The organism is Streptosporangium sp. NBC_01639, from assembly GCF_045209755.1.
Classification (GTDB): domain Bacteria; phylum Actinomycetota; class Actinomycetes; order Streptosporangiales; family Streptosporangiaceae; genus Streptosporangium.
Map to the genome: position 1 here is coordinate 1,285,014 of NZ_CP109272.1, position 18,587 is coordinate 1,303,600.

General features: G+C 65.8%; 21 protein-coding genes and 1 tRNA gene. 13 read left to right on the forward strand and 9 right to left on the reverse strand.

Annotation, left to right across the window (positions count from 1 at the left end; all coding sequences use genetic code 11):
* Positions 1–54 precede the first annotated feature (54 nt).
* Complete coding sequence (locus OHA77_RS05755) at positions 55–444, reverse strand: hypothetical protein (RefSeq protein ID WP_406316647.1); 390 nt, start codon at positions 442–444, stop codon at positions 55–57.
* 106 nt (positions 445–550) lie between these two features.
* On the opposite strand from OHA77_RS05755, the gene OHA77_RS05760 reads away from it, so the two are divergent.
* The gene (locus OHA77_RS05760; RefSeq protein WP_406316649.1) at positions 551–736 is read left to right on the forward strand and encodes a hypothetical protein; all 186 of its coding nucleotides are present in this window, start codon (positions 551–553) and stop codon (positions 734–736) included.
* 343 nt (positions 737–1,079) lie between these two features.
* Positions 1,080–1,709, forward strand: a complete 630-nt coding sequence (locus OHA77_RS05765; RefSeq protein WP_406316650.1) for a DUF6461 domain-containing protein — start codon at positions 1,080–1,082, stop codon at positions 1,707–1,709.
* Between the two features lie 89 nt (positions 1,710–1,798).
* Here OHA77_RS05765 and OHA77_RS05770 read toward each other — a convergent pair whose 3' ends face one another.
* Positions 1,799–3,040: a transcriptional regulator gene (locus OHA77_RS05770; protein WP_406316652.1), complete on the reverse strand. Its 1,242-nt coding sequence runs from the start codon at positions 3,038–3,040 to the stop codon at positions 1,799–1,801.
* Positions 3,041–3,212: 172 nt separating this feature from the next.
* Here OHA77_RS05770 and OHA77_RS05775 point away from each other — a divergent pair, with 172 nt between their 5' ends.
* Positions 3,213–3,590: a hypothetical protein gene (locus OHA77_RS05775; protein WP_406316653.1), complete on the forward strand. Its 378-nt coding sequence runs from the start codon at positions 3,213–3,215 to the stop codon at positions 3,588–3,590.
* The gene (locus OHA77_RS05780) at positions 3,587–3,847 is read left to right on the forward strand and encodes a hypothetical protein (RefSeq protein WP_406316655.1); all 261 of its coding nucleotides are present in this window, start codon (positions 3,587–3,589) and stop codon (positions 3,845–3,847) included. The genes OHA77_RS05775 and OHA77_RS05780 overlap by 4 nt, the downstream gene beginning before the upstream one ends.
* A 600-nt stretch (positions 3,848–4,447) precedes the next feature.
* On the opposite strand, the gene OHA77_RS05785 is transcribed toward OHA77_RS05780, so the two are convergent.
* A complete protein-coding gene (locus OHA77_RS05785; RefSeq protein ID WP_406316656.1) occupies positions 4,448–5,833 on the reverse strand; it encodes a hypothetical protein in 1,386 nt (461 codons plus the stop codon).
* A gap of 220 nt (positions 5,834–6,053) precedes the next feature.
* A complete protein-coding gene (locus OHA77_RS05790) occupies positions 6,054–6,896 on the reverse strand; it encodes a GntR family transcriptional regulator (RefSeq protein WP_406316657.1) in 843 nt (280 codons plus the stop codon).
* 126 nt (positions 6,897–7,022) lie between these two features.
* Here OHA77_RS05790 and OHA77_RS05795 point away from each other — a divergent pair, with 126 nt between their 5' ends.
* From OHA77_RS05795 to OHA77_RS05805, 3 genes are read left to right on the forward strand one after another with little or no spacing between them, the layout of a single operon-like run.
* Positions 7,023–8,522 (forward strand): replication initiator, encoded by a 1,500-nt coding sequence (locus OHA77_RS05795; RefSeq protein ID WP_406316658.1) that lies wholly within the window; start codon positions 7,023–7,025, stop codon positions 8,520–8,522.
* Positions 8,519–8,725, forward strand: a complete 207-nt coding sequence (locus OHA77_RS05800) for a helix-turn-helix domain-containing protein (RefSeq protein ID WP_406316660.1) — start codon at positions 8,519–8,521, stop codon at positions 8,723–8,725. The genes OHA77_RS05795 and OHA77_RS05800 overlap by 4 nt, the downstream gene beginning before the upstream one ends.
* Positions 8,722–9,864, forward strand: a complete 1,143-nt coding sequence (locus OHA77_RS05805) for a tyrosine-type recombinase/integrase (protein WP_406316661.1) — start codon at positions 8,722–8,724, stop codon at positions 9,862–9,864. The genes OHA77_RS05800 and OHA77_RS05805 overlap by 4 nt, the downstream gene beginning before the upstream one ends.
* An 87-nt stretch (positions 9,865–9,951) precedes the next feature.
* Here the strand turns inward: OHA77_RS05805 and OHA77_RS05810 are convergent.
* Positions 9,952–10,028, reverse strand: a tRNA-Pro gene (locus OHA77_RS05810).
* Positions 10,029–10,141: 113 nt separating this feature from the next.
* Between OHA77_RS05810 and OHA77_RS05815 the strand changes: the two genes are divergently transcribed.
* From OHA77_RS05815 to OHA77_RS05830, 4 genes are all read left to right on the forward strand, one after another.
* A complete protein-coding gene (locus OHA77_RS05815; protein WP_406316663.1) occupies positions 10,142–10,594 on the forward strand; it encodes a hypothetical protein in 453 nt (150 codons plus the stop codon).
* Positions 10,595–10,731: 137 nt separating this feature from the next.
* Entirely contained in the window at positions 10,732–11,364 is a 633-nt protein-coding gene (locus OHA77_RS05820) for a hypothetical protein (protein ID WP_326821700.1), read from the forward strand.
* A gap of 6 nt (positions 11,365–11,370) precedes the next feature.
* Positions 11,371–12,111: a hypothetical protein gene (locus tag OHA77_RS05825; RefSeq protein ID WP_406316664.1), complete on the forward strand. Its 741-nt coding sequence runs from the start codon at positions 11,371–11,373 to the stop codon at positions 12,109–12,111.
* A gap of 3 nt (positions 12,112–12,114) precedes the next feature.
* Complete coding sequence (locus OHA77_RS05830) at positions 12,115–12,306, forward strand: hypothetical protein (RefSeq protein ID WP_326821698.1); 192 nt, start codon at positions 12,115–12,117, stop codon at positions 12,304–12,306.
* 114 nt (positions 12,307–12,420) lie between these two features.
* Here the strand turns inward: OHA77_RS05830 and OHA77_RS05835 are convergent, their stop codons facing one another.
* The 3 genes from OHA77_RS05835 to OHA77_RS05845 form a co-directional block, all read right to left on the reverse strand.
* Complete coding sequence (locus OHA77_RS05835) at positions 12,421–13,746, reverse strand: NAD(P)/FAD-dependent oxidoreductase (protein WP_406316665.1); 1,326 nt, start codon at positions 13,744–13,746, stop codon at positions 12,421–12,423.
* Between the two features lie 65 nt (positions 13,747–13,811).
* Positions 13,812–14,150 carry an ATP-binding protein gene (locus OHA77_RS05840; RefSeq protein ID WP_406316667.1) on the reverse strand — a complete coding sequence of 113 codons (339 nt, stop codon included), beginning with the start codon at positions 14,148–14,150 and terminating at the stop codon, positions 13,812–13,814.
* Positions 14,151–14,402: 252 nt separating this feature from the next.
* Positions 14,403–15,179, reverse strand: coding sequence for a SigB/SigF/SigG family RNA polymerase sigma factor (locus OHA77_RS05845; RefSeq protein ID WP_326821695.1), 777 nt, complete (start codon positions 15,177–15,179; stop codon positions 14,403–14,405).
* A gap of 193 nt (positions 15,180–15,372) precedes the next feature.
* Between OHA77_RS05845 and OHA77_RS05850 the strand changes: the two genes are divergently transcribed.
* Positions 15,373–15,744: an STAS domain-containing protein gene (locus tag OHA77_RS05850; protein WP_406316668.1), complete on the forward strand. Its 372-nt coding sequence runs from the start codon at positions 15,373–15,375 to the stop codon at positions 15,742–15,744.
* Between the two features lie 66 nt (positions 15,745–15,810).
* Here the strand turns inward: OHA77_RS05850 and OHA77_RS05855 are convergent, their stop codons facing one another.
* Positions 15,811–16,521, reverse strand: a complete 711-nt coding sequence (locus OHA77_RS05855) for an ANTAR domain-containing protein (protein WP_326821693.1) — start codon at positions 16,519–16,521, stop codon at positions 15,811–15,813.
* A gap of 132 nt (positions 16,522–16,653) precedes the next feature.
* Here OHA77_RS05855 and OHA77_RS05860 point away from each other — a divergent pair, with 132 nt between their 5' ends.
* Positions 16,654–18,513 carry a SpoIIE family protein phosphatase gene (locus OHA77_RS05860; protein WP_406316670.1) on the forward strand — a complete coding sequence of 620 codons (1,860 nt, stop codon included), beginning with the start codon at positions 16,654–16,656 and terminating at the stop codon, positions 18,511–18,513.
* The last annotated feature ends 74 nt before the right edge of the window (positions 18,514–18,587 follow it).

Consider the following 18,587-nt stretch of genomic DNA (forward strand, 5'->3'; position numbering starts at 1 on the left):
TCATGTGGGGCGGTCCGGATCGGCGTCGACACGATCTGCCTGGGGCAGATCTGCTCAGAGCAGCGTGAACTCGGTTGCCGGCCCGGTTCGGAGCATTGCGATCGGGAATCGACTGGGGCGAGCGCGCCCTCCTGCTGCCCGCACCTTTCCCTGCCTATCTGCTTGGTCGACGCCGGCCGTCGCTTGAGCATGGGGCGGTGTGGTCATCTCCTTGCCGGGCCGGACACGCCAGATCACGTCGTCATTCGCGTATCCCTGTTCCCGGTGACCTTCTTCGCCCGCTGGTTGCCCTGCCCGCAGGATGACGGCTTGACCTGATCGGGCCGGCTTGGCATCCCCTGTGGTGACCGGTGGGGAGATGACCTCGGCGACCGAGCCGGCCCGGTCTGTTTCCTCGTCCGGGACCGTGACGCCACGTTCATCGGTGCCGCCGGCAATGACCACCTGCTCAAGATGAGTCGGTCGTCATACCGCTGGAAGGCCGGATCAGGAGCCGGAAGGCGCTCAGCGGACTGATCAGCGAGTATCACCGGGCTGCATAGCCGATCCGGTGAGACGCCAGGTCAGAGCGTATGCGACGAGTTCAGAAGGGGTACACGGCTCCGGCGTCCCCCTGGAGGACATCGCCCGGCTCGTCGGCCACAGCGGGATCGCGGTCACCGAGGCTGCCTACCGTAGGCGGATCCGCCCGGCGCTCCTCGGCGGCGCCGAAGCGATGGACCGGATCTTCACGTGACCGGAGCAATGGTCCCTGCAGAATGCAGAAAGGGTGTCTCCCTTTCGGGTGACACCCTTGCCGACCAGTGAAAACCTGGTCGGGACGACAGGATTTGAACCTGCGACCCCTTGACCCCCAGGCAAACCGGGAGGGGGCGGGACCATGTCTGATACCCGCCCCCACCTGCGCAAACAGTCCACGGCGATCCACCGTCGTCCGGCCCCGTCCGTGGCCGTTGTCACTCAGTTGGTCACTCAGGAAAGTACTCCCGTAGGGAGCCTTGCCATCTGCGTTATCCGAGGACTCCAGCATTTGGCGATCAAGCTCTTTTGTCGGCAACGGCTGCGATCATGCTGCTCACATGATCAAGGGAGTGACGATGACAGAGCCTCACCCAGAGTTCCACTGGCTCTCTGGTCGCGGACCGTTGGAAGACATTTTCTGCGTGTCCTTCGTCCGGGGCCTCTCCTGCTTGGAGGTGCTCACCCGCCTCGGGGTGGACGAGAGCACGGTCGAGGAAATGGCCTTCGACGAGTTAAACGAACTCGCGATGGAGGAAGCAGCGGCCACCAGTGGCACCGACCCCGGCTACGTCGGCGCCGTGAAGCTCGGCGAATGGGCTGTGCTCGTCGAGCCCTTGGGGTGGCGAGTCCCTGTCAAGCGCGGCTTGTTAGGCCGCCTCTCGAATGAGACCGAAGTCGTGTCGATCAGCCGGCACGACTACGCCGACGACGGCTTCGTCTACGCCGTCGATCGTGACGTCATGCTGCGATTCGATCCACTGACACCCCAGTACCGGGAGGGTGTCGACTCCGAACACTGGGAAGCCGCAATGGACGAAGTCGGCCTGGGACGGCGCACGTTCGATGATCCAATACCTGACCGCCCGATCGCTTGCGCTTTCGCCCTCGCGAGAAAGATCACCGGCGTCTCCTTCACCTCAGACGTGCTTGACAAGCCATTTCTGGTCGCCGTGGCGAACAAACAATGATCAGCTTGTCATTGCGAGACTTCGCCTGATGCCGACCTAGGGTGAGCAGCATTTTCCTCAAACCGAGACGGTTTCATCCCTTCAAGTATTCAGGCGCTCATGGGGTAGCGGGTCAGGAGCTCCCGTACTTCGGGAACATCGGCGTAGGGCTTGAGCCGTGCCAGGACCACGCGGGCGCGTTGGGTGGTGCGGTCACTGGTGAGGTCGGCGGACATGTCCAGCATCCGCGAGGCCGTGTGCGCTGCCTCCTCCGGCTCGTTGGCGTCGGCGAGAGCAACGGCAAGCCACGACAGATACAACGCGACTTCCCGGACGTGAGTAGCGTCGTAGCGCGTCAGAACCTCGGTGAGCAGAGGAACGGCACGCAGCGGGCGGCGCAGCTCGGTGTAGGCGCGGGCCTCCATGATCTGGAGCTCGTCGGAGCTGACCCAGTACAGGTACGACGGTTCTTCGGCTCCTGCCGGGCTCGCCAGTGCAGTACTCGCCTCACCCAGTGCTCTGATGGCGGGCTGGGCCTCTCCGGCGCGAGCGTGCGCCCAAGCAAGACGGTCCCAGGTCAACGCGCGAATACGCGGTGAAGCATGCTGTCCGGCCGCGTCCAGTGCGGCGCGTGTCAGTGCCACACTTTCCTGCGCGTCGCCGACGTTGGCGATCTGGTAGGCCAGGGAGCCGAGAAGGTTGGCCTCCAGGGAGCCGTCTCCGGCTTCGCGGGCGGCGCTGATACCCAGTTGGTAGGTCTGGGCGGCCTGGTCGTGCTGGCCCGCGTCGCTGGCGATCCATCCGACGATCTGTGCCAGTTCGCCGATGTTGACCAGCAGCGCCCGGCCTGCCTCCTCGGTGTGGGTACCGCACCGGTAGAGGCGTACCGCCGCGTCAAGCTCGCGGAAGGCGGGCCGGATCAGGTCGCTTCCGGCGATGACGTCATCGGCGAGCCGCAGACCGTGAACCCGTGCCGCCAAATCCTGCACGGTGCCCATTCCGACCCTTCGCCCTACCCCGGCGGGAAGGCGGGACAGCGGATCACCTTCGGGCATGATCGCGGCGAGCACCTGGGCCGGTGACTTCCGGACCGCCTTGTTCGCCAGGTCGAACAGCTCGGCCTCGGGGAGATCGAACGCCCGGCAGTACAGCATCCGGTAGGGGTCCTTGGGCTGGTGCCTGCCCTTCTCCCAGTCCTTGATCATGCGGATCAGGGACTCGCGGGTCGGCAGGTGAGCGCGGGTGCTCTTATCGGCCACCTCGGCGAGTGCTCGTGCCATCTGCCGTTGCGACCACAGCCGCTCGCGTCGCTCGGCGCGCAACCTCAACGCCCAACCCGGAATCTCGTCCATCACCGCGCCCTGGGGGGAGACATGGGAGACCTGCCGTCTCCCCCAGTCTCCCCTATCACCTCCTGTGCGAGCACGTGTATGGGCGATGTCATGGGAGGACCGTGAAAAAGCGGAACCCGCAGGCGCGGACACGCCGTACGGGTTCCTTGATCGCACACTGGAGGTGCGACCTATGGACAACTGTAGAGCCGTCCCGCCCGCCGTTGATGAGGCGCTGGTGGAGAGCCATGACAGGGCGCTGGCCGTCGTTCAACGGCTTCTTACCGAGCAGGGAATCCGTGCTCACTGCCACCACACAATCAGTCTCGGATTGTTCGCCAACAGTGCGGCTACTTGGCCCGACCAGCCGCCTCTTCGGTCGTGGATGGAGCGACACCCGCCGGAACTGACCGTGAAGGGTCCGCAGGGCTGGCGCGTAGCCACGGTGACCATGGGGGCGCGCTCGGGCAGCTATCTGGTCTCCCTGCGCGACGGCTCCGGTCCTCAGGCGGTGAGAAGCGAGCATCCCGAACAGGTGGTGAAACTGATCCTGGCTGCTCGGGAAATATGACCGTGTACGGCTGGGTCATCCTGGGCGATGCAGCCACCAAGCGCGTCAACGGTCAAGAGGTCGTTGTCACGGCCGGTAAGTCGGGCGACATCGGGGTGGCCATCAGAGCGTGGGAGGACGTTGAACGCCACCGGATGCTGTACGAACTAGGCAACCTGGGGCGCATGGTCGATGCTGCGCTGGCTCGCCTCCAGGTCCACCACCGCACTTCAGGCAGTCGCGGAAAACATGCACCGGAAACGGGCAACACCCGATGACCACTGGTCGGGCACGGCAACACACCTTCCCGTAGTCGCGTTGCCGTACCCGACCAGCAATGGCCGTGATCGGGTAACCGTGTCGTTCGGTGGCAACCTGACCCGGAGCGCAGTGCCGCCAGGCGCGAGCACCGGAAGCAGGGCGGCAGAGTCCTTGATCACCTCTATGGAGGCGTTCCTGATGAGCACCGAGCGGAGACGGCCGGCGCAATGCCGAATGGCACCCCGAAGGGGCCGCGAAGCGGTTGGGCTGGCGGTCGGAGCGGCAGGCGGCAGCGCGTACCAGGGGCGGCGGGTGCATTCGGTTCGGCGGATGCTCGGTGCGGCGGGCGGCGGGGTCCGGCCGTTCGCGCCGGGCGGGCGCGGGACGGGACCGGCCTCCAGGCCGCATGCCCGGTCCCGATGTCCGTCCGGCGCGGACGGGCGTGCCGCGCCGTGCAATGGCGCGGAGCGCTGACGCCTTAATGATGCAAACTGAACCTGCAGCTTCCTCGTCCCAAAGAAATCAGGCTGTGATCAAGACCGGCGCATGTCAGTGCGAACACCTATGGAGATAATCCGCGAAGGACCGCGCAGACCTGCCGAAGCTCATCACGGTCGTCACGCAGTATCAGCACTGGCATCTAAAGCCGAGTACACAAACATCTCGTCCACTTTATCTGGGTTAAACTTCTCCATCGCTAGGGCGATCTGCAATATATTAGAAAGGATTGCCATAGCAAGTCGCGTAGCGTGAATGGGCATGTCCTCAAGATGTAAGAGCTGCTTCTTATGCGGACCAGGTACGCCGTGTACAACCCTAGAGCGATAGGAGTAGATATCCTTCACGCTACTTAATGTTTCACCACTTGGACCCCAGCCGATTCGAGAAAGCATTGCAGCGGCACGAAGGGAAATCTTGTGAACTATTTCTCCACTTCCCGAACCTGACCCTAGCAGCGCTTCTAGCCCTATACATAGATCAACGATGCGATCTTCGTCGCTTTCTCTGTTCCAGGCGGCCACATAACGTCGCGCAGCCACTCTGAGGCTAGGATGACTACTGCCGAGTTTATTGAAATGGAGATTTGCGCGAGACAGTTGATCGACTGATATCTCACTTACGTGCTTGCAGTAGTTGTCCAAGCGAGTCGCATGATCTCTGAGAAGATATATTGAGCTTGTATTACCATCGCTGTCCATGTTACCGAACCAGCCAATGGGTTCTAATAGCATCTGCGCGTAGCCGACAGCACTAGAATTCCCTATCGATACCGCTTCGAAGAACCTGTCTATGGCGTCAATCGTTGAAAAGTACGGGACAAGTTCAAAGTAACTACCATAACCGCCAGCACTCGCGCGAACATTGCTCATTTTAAGCGCGTGCGTAGCACCAGATAGCTTATTTTTATCACGCGCAGAGACGTGCGATACATTTGCAAGAAACGCCCTGCGACTGTCGCTTAGTTCAACTATTGAATAGTCTCCAAAATCTCCTTCCGCCGCAACCTTGGCCCCAAGAATGGGGATGTAAACATCCATCCGAAGGTCATCGCTTAATAGATATCCCTTTTGGTCAGCGAAGAGGTCTTCAAGGTGAGGTACGTTTATATTGCTTTCAATTGGATGAGCTGCTACATATCTTGCTGCCAACAGCACTGGAATCATAGATATTTCGTGAAGCAGTACCTTGCTGGCATCTAAGGGGTCACTTTCTCGATCTTCCGGAAATAGAAACTTCCACACAATGTTTGGATGCAACTTAACGTAAGAATGTAGATCTTTTAGGCCGTTCAAATTATCATGCCTACAAAGGCTTGCGCGACTTCCAGACGGAGGCGCGTCGAACAATACCTTGTACCCGTGCTTAACTATTCTCTCGTCGGCAACTACGAGTTTTTCCGAGAGTTCATACTTATAGTTATAAATTCGCGCAATGGCATCTAGCGTGGGAACTTGAACCTTACGCCACAACTCGTCCGCGTCGGGGTCTATCTCTGCAATCATGAGCACATAGTAAACCTGGCGCTTCAAAAATACTGGCTCATGGCAAAGATCCTAAAAGACAAGACAGCGTAGTGATCACGTCGGTCACTGTGAGCAGTTCATTGCACGTGGGCGGGGCGACCTCAACTAGCCGGAGAGCCGCAGCTCTGGCGACATCCGTTCACCTGCAGCGGTCCGCTGCGGCGGGCCGCCTTGAACCAGTAAAGAAACTCTGAGCCCACTACACCCTGAGTGAGACCTGTCCATCTGATCCGGCCTGGTCATGTTCACTAGCTGCTACGGCTTCGAAGCGGTCGCCGGGGGCTTCGATCTCGGTGAACTCCAGCGGGCGGCCGTCCTTGCTGAGCATCAGCCGGCGGACCAGCAACAAGGGGGTGCCGATGGGCTCCATGTTGAGGTCTTCGTAGGTCTCGCCGTAGGGCATCTGGGTGTGGACCGAGGTGATCCAGCGCAGTGGTCCGTGGGTGCGCTCCAGGTGGGCGTAGTAGTCCTCGGGTTCGATCTCGGAGTTGATCTCCATGTCTCTGCCTTCGCCGGTGATGGTGGCGACCTGGTCGGCCAGGAGATAGGAGTACAGGTGGATGCGGGCGCGGGTCTTGATGTGTTGCCAGTAGGCGTAGCGGTAGACGCCCATGCGGCCCCGGCGCACGCCCAGGACGTCGGCTTTGCTGCCCTCGATGGTCATGAACAGTGCCGAGTTGGGAGTGACACGGCCTGCGGTGCGTTCGGCCTCGCTGGCGACGGTGACGTGTTCCCATCCCTGTTTGGCGGGGTCGTAGGTGGGGCTGAGCAGGTCTTCGCGCGCTGAGCCGCCCATGAGGATGAGGCGGCGGTCAGGGGTGGGGCGGACGAAGGTGCCGCGGCCGTGGGCGACGGTGAGCAGTCCTTCGCCGACGAGCTGGGCGATGGCCTTGCGGATCGTCGGGCGTGAGGTGGCGTACTCGTTGGCGAGGAACGCTTCGCCGGGGAGTGCCTGTCCTGGTTGGTAGTGGTCTTGGACCACGTCGGAGCGCAAGAGGTCGGCGATGATTCGCCACCGGGCGGCGCCCTTGTCGTCGGTCATGCCGAAGTCCTCCTTCTTCCACGTTTGCTCTTTACAAGAGGTAGCACGTGTTGTTTACCATGTCCACATGGGCCAAGACGTAGCACGTGTTGGAGTACCTGTCGGGAGCGAACGAAGGAGGATGTCATGAATAGCAAGGAGGAACCGCAGCACCGCACCGCCGACCAGCAGCCGGAATGGCTGGTCGATCTCGCACGGTTGATCAACGATCCGGGCTATGACCGGTGGCGCTCGATGGTCGCGGCGACCGGAGGGTGTGCCCACCCGATACACCTGGCGGGCGAGTCATTGATCGTCAACGCGACCAGCGGTGAGGTGCTGCACAGCTACCGCACGACGGATGAACCGTCCGGGCATCTGCTGGTGGCCTGCGGTAACCGGCGGGCGTCGGTGTGTCCGTCCTGCTCGGAGGTCTACCGGGCCGACACCTTCCAATTGATCCGAGCGGGCCTGTCCGGCGGTAAGGGTGTCCCGCAGGAGGTGAGCGGACATCCGCGGGCATTCGTCACGCTCACCGCTCCCTCGTTCGGGCCGGTGCACACCCGGCGAGAGAAGAACGGGACGGTGCGGGCCTGCCGTCCCCGTAAGCATGACAAGGTCTGTGAGCACGGGCATCCGGTCGGCTGCCATGCTCGCCACGAGTCGGGAGACGAACGGCTCGGGCAACCTATCTGCGGTGATTGTTACGACTACATGGGCGCGGTGCTCTGGCAGGCTCACGCGGGCGCTCTCTGGCATCGCTTCACCCTGGAAGTACGGCGCACCCTGGCCAGCGAGGCGGGGCTGAGCCGTCGGGAGTTCGCCAAGCGGGTCCGGGTGTCGTTCGCCAAGGTGGCCGAATACCAGAGGCGCGGCCTGGTGCACTTCCACGCCATCGTCAGGCTCGACGGTCCGGGAGGCTGCAGTGAGGCCCCTCCGGACTGGGCTGATCACGACTTGCTCACTCGGGCGATCCCGCCGGCCGTCCAGCGGGTCACGGTCACCTCTCCCCCGAGCGATCTCGGCCGATGGGATCTGATCTGGGGTGATCAGCTCGACATCCGCCCCATCCTCCTCGACCAGACGGCGGACGGGCTCAGTGAGCGAGCGGTAGCCGGCTACATCGCCAAATACGCCACGAAGGGTGCTGAAGCCTCCGGCACCATCGATCACCGGCTGTCGTGTCCGGCCTGCGGCGGTCGGGGGCGGCTGCGCCTGATGACCTCGTGCGGGCGCTGTCACGGGACGGGTGTGAAGCCGGGGCTGCATCTGGACGCGCTACCGGTCACCGCGCACGCCCGGCGCATGATCCGCACCTGCTGGGAGCTGGGCGCACGCCCCGAGTACAAAGCTCTCCGGCTGCGACCCTGGGCGCACATGCTGGGATTCCGCGGCCACTTCTCATCCAAATCGCGCCGCTACTCCACCACCCTGGGCGACCTCCGGCAGGTGCGCACCACACATCGAGCCGCCGAAGCACGTGAACGGCATGGGCTCCCGGTCCTCGGTGACGAGACGACCCTCGTTCTCGGTCACTGGCGGTTCGCCGGATCGGGCTACTCCCCCGGTGAGGCGATCATGGCCGAGCACATCCGCCAGAGGGTCGCCACCGCTCGGAAGATCGCCACCGAGCGGGAGGACGGGTGACAGCACCCGGACCGCCCGGCGAACGGCGGCTGTATCGCGTCTGCGAGGCCATGCACCTGCTCAGCATGAGCCGCAGCGTGATCTACGAACAGATCAGATCGGGCCGTCTGCGCTCGGTCACCCAGGGCCGTACCCGGCTGATTCCGGCCTCGGCCATCTCCGACTACGTGGCACTACTCGAACAGGAAGCGAGGGCATCATGACCACACGACGCAGCCGGGGAGACGGCGGCCTGCACTGGGACGAGACCCGCGAGCGCTGGATCGCCTCGGTGACGGTCGGCTACACCCCTGCCGGAAAGCGCATCGTCAAGAAGGCCAGCGGCAAGACCAAGACCGAAGCCAAGGCCAAGCTCAAAGAGATCATCCGCGACTATGACGACGGGCTGGCCAGCGGTCCGGCCAACTACACCGTGGCCGACACCGTGACGGGCTGGCTCACCTACGGCCTGCACGGACGTGACCCGAACACCGTGGCCAACTACCGGACCCTCTGCGACAAGCACATCATCCCCGGCCTGGGTGCCCGCAAGCTGCGGGAGTTGAGTGCGGAGGACGTGGACCGATGGCTCATGGGCAAGGCCAGGACGCTCAGCGCTCGAACGGTCCGCCTCCTCCACTCATGCCTGAACCGAGCGGTGAGGTTCGCCCAGTCCCGAGACAAGGTCAAGCGCAACGTCGTGGGCCTCTGCGAGGTCCCCGAAGGAAAGGAAGGGCGGCCGTCCAAGGCGCTCACTCTCGACCAGGCGGAAGCCATCCTCAAGGCCGCGGGCGACACGCGGATGTACGCCTACGTGGTGCTCTCCCTCCTCATCGGTGCCCGTACGGAGGAGTTGCGGGCGCTCGCCTGGTCGGAGGTGGATCTCGACGGCAAGCTGGGCACCGACGCTCCCCCGTGGATCGCCGTGTGGCGCTCCGTGCGGGAAGGCGGCGACACCAAGACCAGGAAATCACGGAGGTCTCTGGCGCTGCCTCGTCGCTGCGTTGAGGCCCTGCGGGAGCACCGGGCGCAACAAGCCGACGAGCGAGAGGAGGCGGGCGCGAAGTGGAAGGAGAACGATCTCGTCTTCGCCTCCCTGGTCGGCACTCCCCTGGACTCCCACAACGTACGGCGGGCGTTCCGGAAGATCGTGAAAGACGCCGGGCTGCCGGCGAAGGACTGGACGCCTCGGGAGATGCGGCACAGCTTCGTCTCGCTGCTGTCCGACTCCGGCGTCCCGCTGGAAGACATCGCCCGGCTCGTCGGCCACAGCGGGACCGCGGTCACGGAAGCGGTCTACCGGAAACAGATCCGCCCGGTGCTCCTCGGCGGCGCCGAAGCAATGGACCGGATCTTTACATGACCGGAGCGATAGTCACTCACTTAGTCACTCAGAATGCAGAAAGGGTGCCTCCCTTTCGGGTGACACCCTTACCGACCAGTAAAAACCTGGTCGGGACGACAGGATTTGAACCTGCGACCCCTTGACCCCCAGTCAAGTGCGCTACCAAGCTGCGCTACGTCCCGGTTGTCCTTCGCCCTCTCGGGCGGGACGTCATAACCTTAGCGCAGATCGGATGGGCGTGTGCACGCCAGGACGCTCACCGGACATATGTGATCATGCGAGAGACGGGGTGCACGTGGGGCGCAAAGCGCTGATCGACCAGGGCGAGCTGCGCCGACTCGTCCGAGAGGGACTGTCCAACGCCGAACTGGCCGCACGGTTCGGAGTGAGCGAGTCCGGAGTTCTGCAGGCCAAGAGGGCCGCGGGGCTCTCCAAGCCGATGCTCGACCACTCCCGGGCGCTCCCATGGAAACTGGACCGTTCACACAACCAGTCCGGCCCGGCGACGAACCTGCGCAATCTGTCCTCCGTCGCGCAGGGGCGTGCGATCCCCGCAGAGAAGCTCAACACCGCGCTCCGCTGGGCCGACCGGCTGGTCGCCAACGGACTGGACATCTCCTACGAATCCGGCCGGGGGTTCCAGGAGGTCCCGGCCTCCGCCGGGCGGTCGCTCGTCGAAACGGTCCTGTCCGAGGCCCGTGGCGCGCTGGATGCGGCAGGCCACCTGGAAGGCCACCCCAAAGACTGAGGATTGCCGGCTAAAGATTGGTAAAACGCCGATCCAGTATTTTTTTGATGACGGATCACTGATATACGCAGCCGGTTTCGAGGCTTGTTCCTGGGGCAGCGCACGGGAACAACCGCTTAACACAACCGGAGGCAGACATGTCCACCGTGATCTGGGTGGTCGTCATTGCGGTCGCGGTGGTGGCGATCATCGCAATCGGCTACGCCGTACTGCAGCAGCAACGCCGGCATCGACTGCGCGATCGATTCGGCCCCGAATACGAACGCACCCTGCAGGAGCGCGAAACCCGGCAGGAAGCCGAGCAGGAACTCATCGCCCGCGAGGAGCGTGTCAATTCTCTCGACATCCGCTCGCTCGACCCCGGGACGCGTGACACCTACGCCAAGAGGTGGCTGGAGGTTCAGGAGCGTTTCGTGGACGCCCCCGGCTTCTCGGTGACCGAGGCCGACCAGTTGGTGACCTCCGTGATGGCCGAGCGGGGCTACCCGACCGAGAACTTCGAGCAGCGGGTCTCGGACCTGTCGGTCGCGCACGGCCGCACGCTCGACCACTACCGCCAGGCCCACGAGATCAGCAGCCGCGCCGCCCACAAGGAGGCCTCCACCGAGGAGCTCCGGCAGGCCATGGTGCACTACCGCGTCCTGTTCGAGGAACTGCTCGACGACCAGGGCACGGTCAACGGCGACCACTCTTCGCGGCACACCGGTCCGCGCCACGAGGAGACGACCCACGACGAGCGGACCGGCCCCCACGACCCCCAAGGACGGTGACCTGACATGACGACCGACCGAAACGACGACCGTCTGGTGCACAAGCACGATGACGAGGACCTGAACGTCCCGCCGCAGCGTGCCGACGAGGTGACCCCCGGAGCCCACGAGTCCCACGAGTCCTACGACGGGACGCTCCCCGGCCGGCCCGGTGATCCGAACAACGACCTGGACAACGACCTGGACGGCGACCTGGACGGCGATCGGCGCCATGAGCCGGGTGACGGGCGGCTCGACGGCAGGCCCGGCCCGTTCGGCCAGGACACCCCGGCGGGTGTCACCGACCGGCGCGACATCGTGCACGGTGACATCGTGCACGGCGACATCGTGAGCGGCGACATCGTCGACGACGACGGCACTCCGACGGTGATCGCGGACCGGCGCGACGACGTGCTGGACCGTGATGACGAGGAGCTCCCCACCGATCGGCCCGGTCCGGCGCACGCCGCGGGCGCACCCACGGCGGAGGTGCCCCTTCTCGACCACGACGCCGAGCAGGTACGGCGGCGCTGGCAGGAGGTGCAGGCCGGCTTCGTGGACGACCCCCGCGATTCGGTGGAGCGCGCGGACTCACTCGTCGGCGAGATCACGGCCTCGCTGCGGACCGCTCTGGAGGCCCGGACCACCGATCTCCAGGGGCGCTGGAAGAACAGCGGCGAGCACGACACCGAGGAGCTCCGTACGGCCCTGCGCGACTACCGGGCGATGCTGGACCAGCTCCTTTCCCTGTCCCACGGAACGAGGTGACCCATGCTCGCCATCGCTGCCGCGGTCGTCTTCGGCCTCGGACTCCTGCTCGACCTCATCGACACCAGGATCGGCGGCATAACCGGAACGACCTTCCTGCTCCTCGGCCTGCTCCTGCTGGCGCTGCACCAGGCCGGAGTCGGCACGGCGGGCGTACGGAGCGGAACGGGCGGCAACTGGCGCCGCAGGCGCTGAGCGCTCCCGCCGAGCCTGGCAGGTGAAGGGGGGTGCCGCCCATGTGGGCGGCACCCCCCTTTCATTTGCCAGGAAAAGTCAGGAAGGACCACTCGCGACGGTCCCTGAGCCGGATCACCGGGAGGCGGCGAAGGTGGACTCGGTCCTGATCGCGATCTCGAACTCCTCACGGGGACGGGTCACCGCACCGAGCGAGATGATCTCCCTGCGGAAGAGCAGTGCGAAGGTCCAGTCGGTCAGCACCCGCGCCTTCTTGTTGAGGGTCGGCACCCGCGACAGGTGGTAGGTCCGGTGCATGAACCAGGCCGGCAGGCCGCGGAGCTTGCGGCCGTAGATCTGTGCGACGCCCTTGTGCAGCCCCAGGGTGGCCACCGACCCGGCGTAGGCGTGCCGGTACGGGCTGCGCTTCCCGCCCCGGAGCGTGGCGACCAGGTTGTCGGCCAGCTTGCGGGCCTGCCGTACGGCGTTCTGGGCGTTGGGCGCGCACATCTCCCCCGGCTTGGTGAGGTCGGGTACGGCGGCGCAGTCCCCTGCGGTGAAGACGTCGGGGAAGCCTTGGACGACCAGTTCGGCCGTGGCCTTCACCCGGCTCTTGCCGTCCAGCGGGAGGCCGCTGGCGTGCACGAGCGGGCTCGGCTTGACCCCGGCGGTCCACACCAGGGTGTCGGCGTCGAACTCGGTGCCGTCGTCGAGCACGATGTGGCCCTCCACGGCGGAGTTCAGCCGGGTGCCGAGCCGCACGTCGATCCCCCGCCCGCGGAGCTGCGCCACCGTCCAGCGGCCCATCTCGGGGCCGACCTCGGGAAGGATGCGGTCGGTGGCCTCGACCAGGAACCAGCGCATGTCGCCGGGGTCCACGGTCGGGTAGTAGCGGCAGACGTCGCGGGCCATGTCCTCCAGTTCGGCGAGCGCCTCGACACCGGCGTAGCCCGCACCGACGAACACGAAGGTCAGCGCCCTGGACCGGACGGTCCGGTCGGTGGTGGACTCGGCCAGGTCGAGCTTGCCGAGCACATGGTCACGGAGGTGGATGGCCTCCTCGACGCTCTTGAAGCCGATGCCTCTCTCGGCCAGACCCGGGATGGGCAGGGTCCGGGAGATGGAGCCGGGCGCGAAGACCAGCAGGTCGTATTCCAGGGTGCGGCCCGGACCTTCGTGCGGGCAGAGATCGACGGTCCGGGCGACGGGGTCGACACCGACCACCCAGCCGTTGAGGATCGCGCACTTGTTCAGCACCCGGCGCAGGGACACGACGACGTGCCTGGCTTCGACGCTGCCTGCCGCCGCCTCAGGAAGGAACGGCTGGTAGGTCATGTAGGAGTCGACGTTGAGGACGGTGATGCGGGCCTCGTCACGTCGTAGTCTGCGCTGGAGCCGCAGAGCGACATACATGCCGACGTAGCCGCCGCCAACGATCAGTATGCGGGCAGGTGTGGTCATAAATCGGCTCGTACCCATAAAAGGCAGTTCGGACCTTTATGGGCACTATGTCCGGAAAAGCTGGTTCAGACTTTGAAGAACATGGTGATGAACGTTCCCGCGGCCCCGGTCTCGACCGTGATGTCCGAGCTGATCATCCGGGCCACCCAGAGCCCCATGCCGCTGGTGGCGTAGGGCGCGGGCGGCGTCTGGCCGGGAACCTCGACGGGAGTCCACCGCCCCTGGTCGTGGATCTCCACGACCAGGGTGCGGCCGACGGTCCACATCCGTAACACGGCCTTGGCGGTGACGTGGCCGTGCGTGACGGCGTTGGTGGCGACCTCGTTCACCGCCACCAGGAAGTCGGCCAGGCTCTCGCGCGCCATCCCGCTCCGCACGGCTCCGGCGGCGGCGAAATCGCGCACGTCAGGAAGATCGGGAAGGCGGAAGGCAAGCTCCGCCACGGCCGCGCCGTTGGGGACGGACAGAGAACGGCCGCCGCTCGTCGGGAAACGAGCCGGACGAACACCGTCCTCGTTCACGCGAGATCCGCCTTCCCTGTCCCACCGCGCCACCGGCCGTGGCACCCGGGAATGATTCAAACGCACCTTACGCCCCTCCCGCCGCCATGCCCCTCCGCCGTCGCCGACTGAGGTGCCCAGTGAGGAGTGGTGTATTCAGCATTCGGCCACAAGTTCCGCACGGAGCTGGTCCAGCACCTTCCGCAGGATACGGGAGACGTGCATCTGCGAGATTCCGAACTCGGCTGCGATCTCGGCCTGGGTCATGTTGCCGAAGAAGCGCAGCAGCAGGATGTTCTTCTCACGTGCCGGCAGCTTGTCGATCAACGGCTTGACCGCCTCGCGGTCCACGAGCACGCCCAGGGCGTCGTCCTCGTCGGGGATGACGTCACCCAGCGCGGCCGCGTCGTCGTCGGCGCCGAGCGGCGCGTCGAGCGAGAGCGCGCTGTAGGCGGCCGAGGCGTCGAGGGTGAGCAGGACGTCCTCTTCGGAGATCTTCATCTTCACGGCGAGTTCGGCGACCGTCGGCGCGCGGCCGAGATCCTGACTGAGGTCGGCGACCAGCCGGTTCAGCTCGGCCCTGCGCTCCTGGTAGACGCGGGGGACCCGGATGGCCCAGGTGCGGTCGCGGAAGTGACGCTTGACCTCGCCGGTCATGGTGACCACGGCGTAGCCCCGGAATGCGTGGCCGAGGGTGGGGTCGAATCCGTTGATGGCTTTCATCAGCCCGACGTAGGCGGCCTGGAGGAGATCCTCCAGCGGTTCGCCCCGGTAGCGGTAGCGGCGGGCGATCTCCATGGCGAGGGGCCGGTGCATCTCGACGATCCGCTCGCGCAGGCGCTCGGCGCGGTAATCGGAGACTTCGGGCAGAACCATCTCGGCGAGGAGTTCCTCGGCGGTCATGTCGGCGAGTTCGAGGGCCTGAACAGACATTGCTGCTCCCTGGTATGACTGTCGGGCGGCGCCGCCAGCACGGAACAGCATCCTGGCAGACGGCATCGCCTCGACCAATTTTCGAGGCGAGGCCCTCTGCTGGACCTCGGTTCTAGTATTACCCCGATTCCAGGAGTATTGCTCGCCCCCAGGTAACAGTAAGGTTGCTAATCACATGTCGAGGAGGACCTGAGTGACGGTGTCGGAGAACGGCGAGAGAGCGGCGGCGCTGACTCTGACGTCGGCGCTGGTGGGCGGGGTCAATGTGATCCGGGTGACAGGTCTGCTGGACGCGACGACCAGAGACCAGTTCGCCGACTACCTGGCGGCCGAGACGGACGAGCACGGCCTCGACATGGCGCTGGACCTGAGCGGGGTGACCTTCATGGACTCCCGCGCGCTGGGGCTCATCGTCCATCACTGGCAGCTCAGCACCAACGCCGGCGGGAAGTTCGCCCTCATCGGGGTGGAGTACGCCAAGACCAAGGTGATGTGGATCACTGGCCTCGCCCAGCGGCTGCCGCTCTACGACACGATCGAGGACGCGCTGGCCGCCTTCGGCTAGCCGGAGAGCATCTGCGGCCCCGGACTCGGCGAACCGGCCGCCTTCCCGGGGCTCCGGGCCGCCCGGTCAGCCGGCTTTCCCGCCCTTGTTGCGCTGGTGTTCGTCCACCAGCAGCCGGGCCAGATCGGCTACCTTCACCTGGTGATGCTGAGAAACCCTGCGCAGCTCGTCGAAGGCGGCCTCGGCCGAGCAGCCGCTGGACTTCATGATGATGCCCTTGGCCTGGTCGATGATCGCCCGGCCGGCCAGCGCCTCCTGCATCTGGGCGGCATCGGTCCTGACCTCGTCGTAGTCCCACATGTTGGCCAGCGCCACGGTCACCTGCTCCGCCAGCATGTCGGCCAGCGGGGGGACGTTCCGGGCCACGAAGGCGCCGGGGCGCACGCCGTACAAGCCGAGGACCAGCACGGCACGCTCGACGGTGATCGGCATGACCAGGACCGAGCGGATCCCGCAGCGGACCGCCATGCCGATGTAGCCCGGCCAGCGGGGCTCGCGCAGCACGTCCTGGACGATCACGGGGCGGCCGGTGGCACGGGCCTCGGCGGAGGGCCCCTCCTGCAGGTCGCCCTCGCTGTCGACGAGCACGATGAGCTCGCTGTGCGAGGCGGAGACGACCATCCGCTCATCACGCCAGAGTTCGGCGGAGCCGCCCGCGCAGCCCGGCACGTCGCCCGCGAGTGTGGCGGTGAGGCCACGCAGCACGCTCTCGCTCGAGGTCTCCTCGCTGACCCTGCCGAGCGCCGCGAGATCCCGGGCGAGAACGGGAGTGACCATCTCCATGTCAGGAATGCCCTTTCTGATTTCGCTAACTTAATCACTATCTGACCGCGCATCGATTCGATCCACCGGGTGGCGTACCGTCTACGACGGGATCAGCCCTACCCCGGCCGCCGACGAGGACGAACATTGACCGACGCCATTGGCCTTCAGGCCTTGGAGCAGGCGCTGGATGCGCTTACGACCAGGGTTTCCTCTCTGCGAGAGACCAGCTCCGCCTACCCCGCCGACCCCCGGTCCACACTTGCCGCGGCCCTGGCAGAGCTCGACACCGCCCGTGAACTGCTGGACGCGTCCCTGCGCGAACTGCGCAAGGTGCCCAAACGGTCCGGCGAGCGGGAGAGCGGATCGCAGCGGGAGCTCAAACTGCTGCGGCAGGTGTTCCGCACCTTCCCCGTCCCCGTGGTGGTGCTGGACGCCTCCGGCGTGGTCAGGCGTATCAGCCAGGAGACCTCCCAGATGCTGGGCAGCCCGGCCGGCTATCTGATCGGCCGCTCGTTCCCGCTGCTCGTCGACGTCTCCCGGCGCGCGGCGTTCCGCTCGCACCTGACGGCCGTGCAGCAGGGCGGCCAGACCGCGACGTTCCAGACCCGGCTGGCCCATCAGGGCCGTGCCCACACGGTGCAGCTCGCGATCACCCGGCTGACGATGCCGGGCGAACCGCAGGAGATGACCGCCATCGTGATCCTCCCGCTGGAGGCGCAGGTGGCCGGCCCGGCCCCGGGACCGGTCGACCGGTCGGACGCGTCCCTGGTCATGGCCGCGGCCCGCCGCCAGGAACTGCTGGCCGGCATGACCCGCCTGCTGCTGGACGAGGAGAGCCTCCGCCAGCCGGTGACCGTCACCCGGGCCGCCCGGCTGCTGGCGACCGAGAGCGCCGACTGGGTGATCGCCGATGTGATCCGCGACGGCGTGCCCCGGCGTGCCTGCGTGCTGGGTCCGAGTGACAAACCGGTGACCAATCTGGTCCGCATGATCGAGGGGATGACCCCGCTGACCGCGCCGGCCATCGCCCGGGTGCTGACCGGCGGGTCGGGTGTGGTCCACGAGATGCTGGAGGAGGAGACGCTGCTCGGCGAGATCCCCGACGGACCGCCGCTGCTCCGGGCCATGGGCGCCGCCTCGGTTCTGATCGTGCCGATCCAGGGTGAGGCGGGCGCGCTGGGCTCCCTCACGCTCGTACGGCTGCGCGACCGCGAGCCGTTCTCCCTGGCCGACCTCGGCCTGATGGAGGAGATCGGCGTCCATCTCGGGCTCGCGCTGCGTGCCCGGCGCAGCTTCCAGACGCGTTCCCAGGCCGCCGACGCGCTGCGCACCAGCGTGGTGCCGCGGACCCTGCCGGACATCCCCGGATTCGAGGCGGCGGCGATCTACCATGCGGGTTCCAGCCCGGTCGGAGCCGAGTTCTACGACGTCTTCCCGGTGCGGGACGGGTGGGGGTTCGCCCTTGGAGGCTCCGCGGGCAAGGGTGAGGAGGCCGCGTCGGTCAGTGCCCTGGTCCGCAACGGGCTGCGCGTCCTCAGCGTCTGGGAGTCCGATCCGGGCGAGGCGCTGCGCAAGCTGAACCACGCGCTGACCGCGCAGAACAGCGGCATGTTCGTGATGGCGGTGGCCGGGTTCGTCCGGGCGCGCAAGATCAGACTGGCCAGTGCGGGGCACCATCCCGCCGCGCTCCTGCAGCCCGACGGCGGGGTGCGGTTCACCGCCGGCGGCGGCGTGCCGCTCGGCATCGCCCCCGAGGCCGAGATGTTCACCGAGGAGCTCACGCTGACCTCGGGCCAGACCCTGGTCTTCTACTCGGACGGACTGATCGCCTCACAGAACGAGCAGGGCGAGCCGTACGGCGAGAACCGCCTGGCGGATGTGCTGGCGCGCTGCGTGGCGCAGTCACCGGCCGCAGTGGTCAAAGCGGTGGAGGAGGACCGGCACGCGTTTTCCGGTGGACGAGTATGGGACGAGATCGTGATACTCGCCCTGCGTGTCGTATAGCTTGGCGGTCGCGCCCCCACCCCGCGGTCCCGGCACGCCGGGTATGCCGTGTCCGGTGAGGGCGTGTGCTCGTG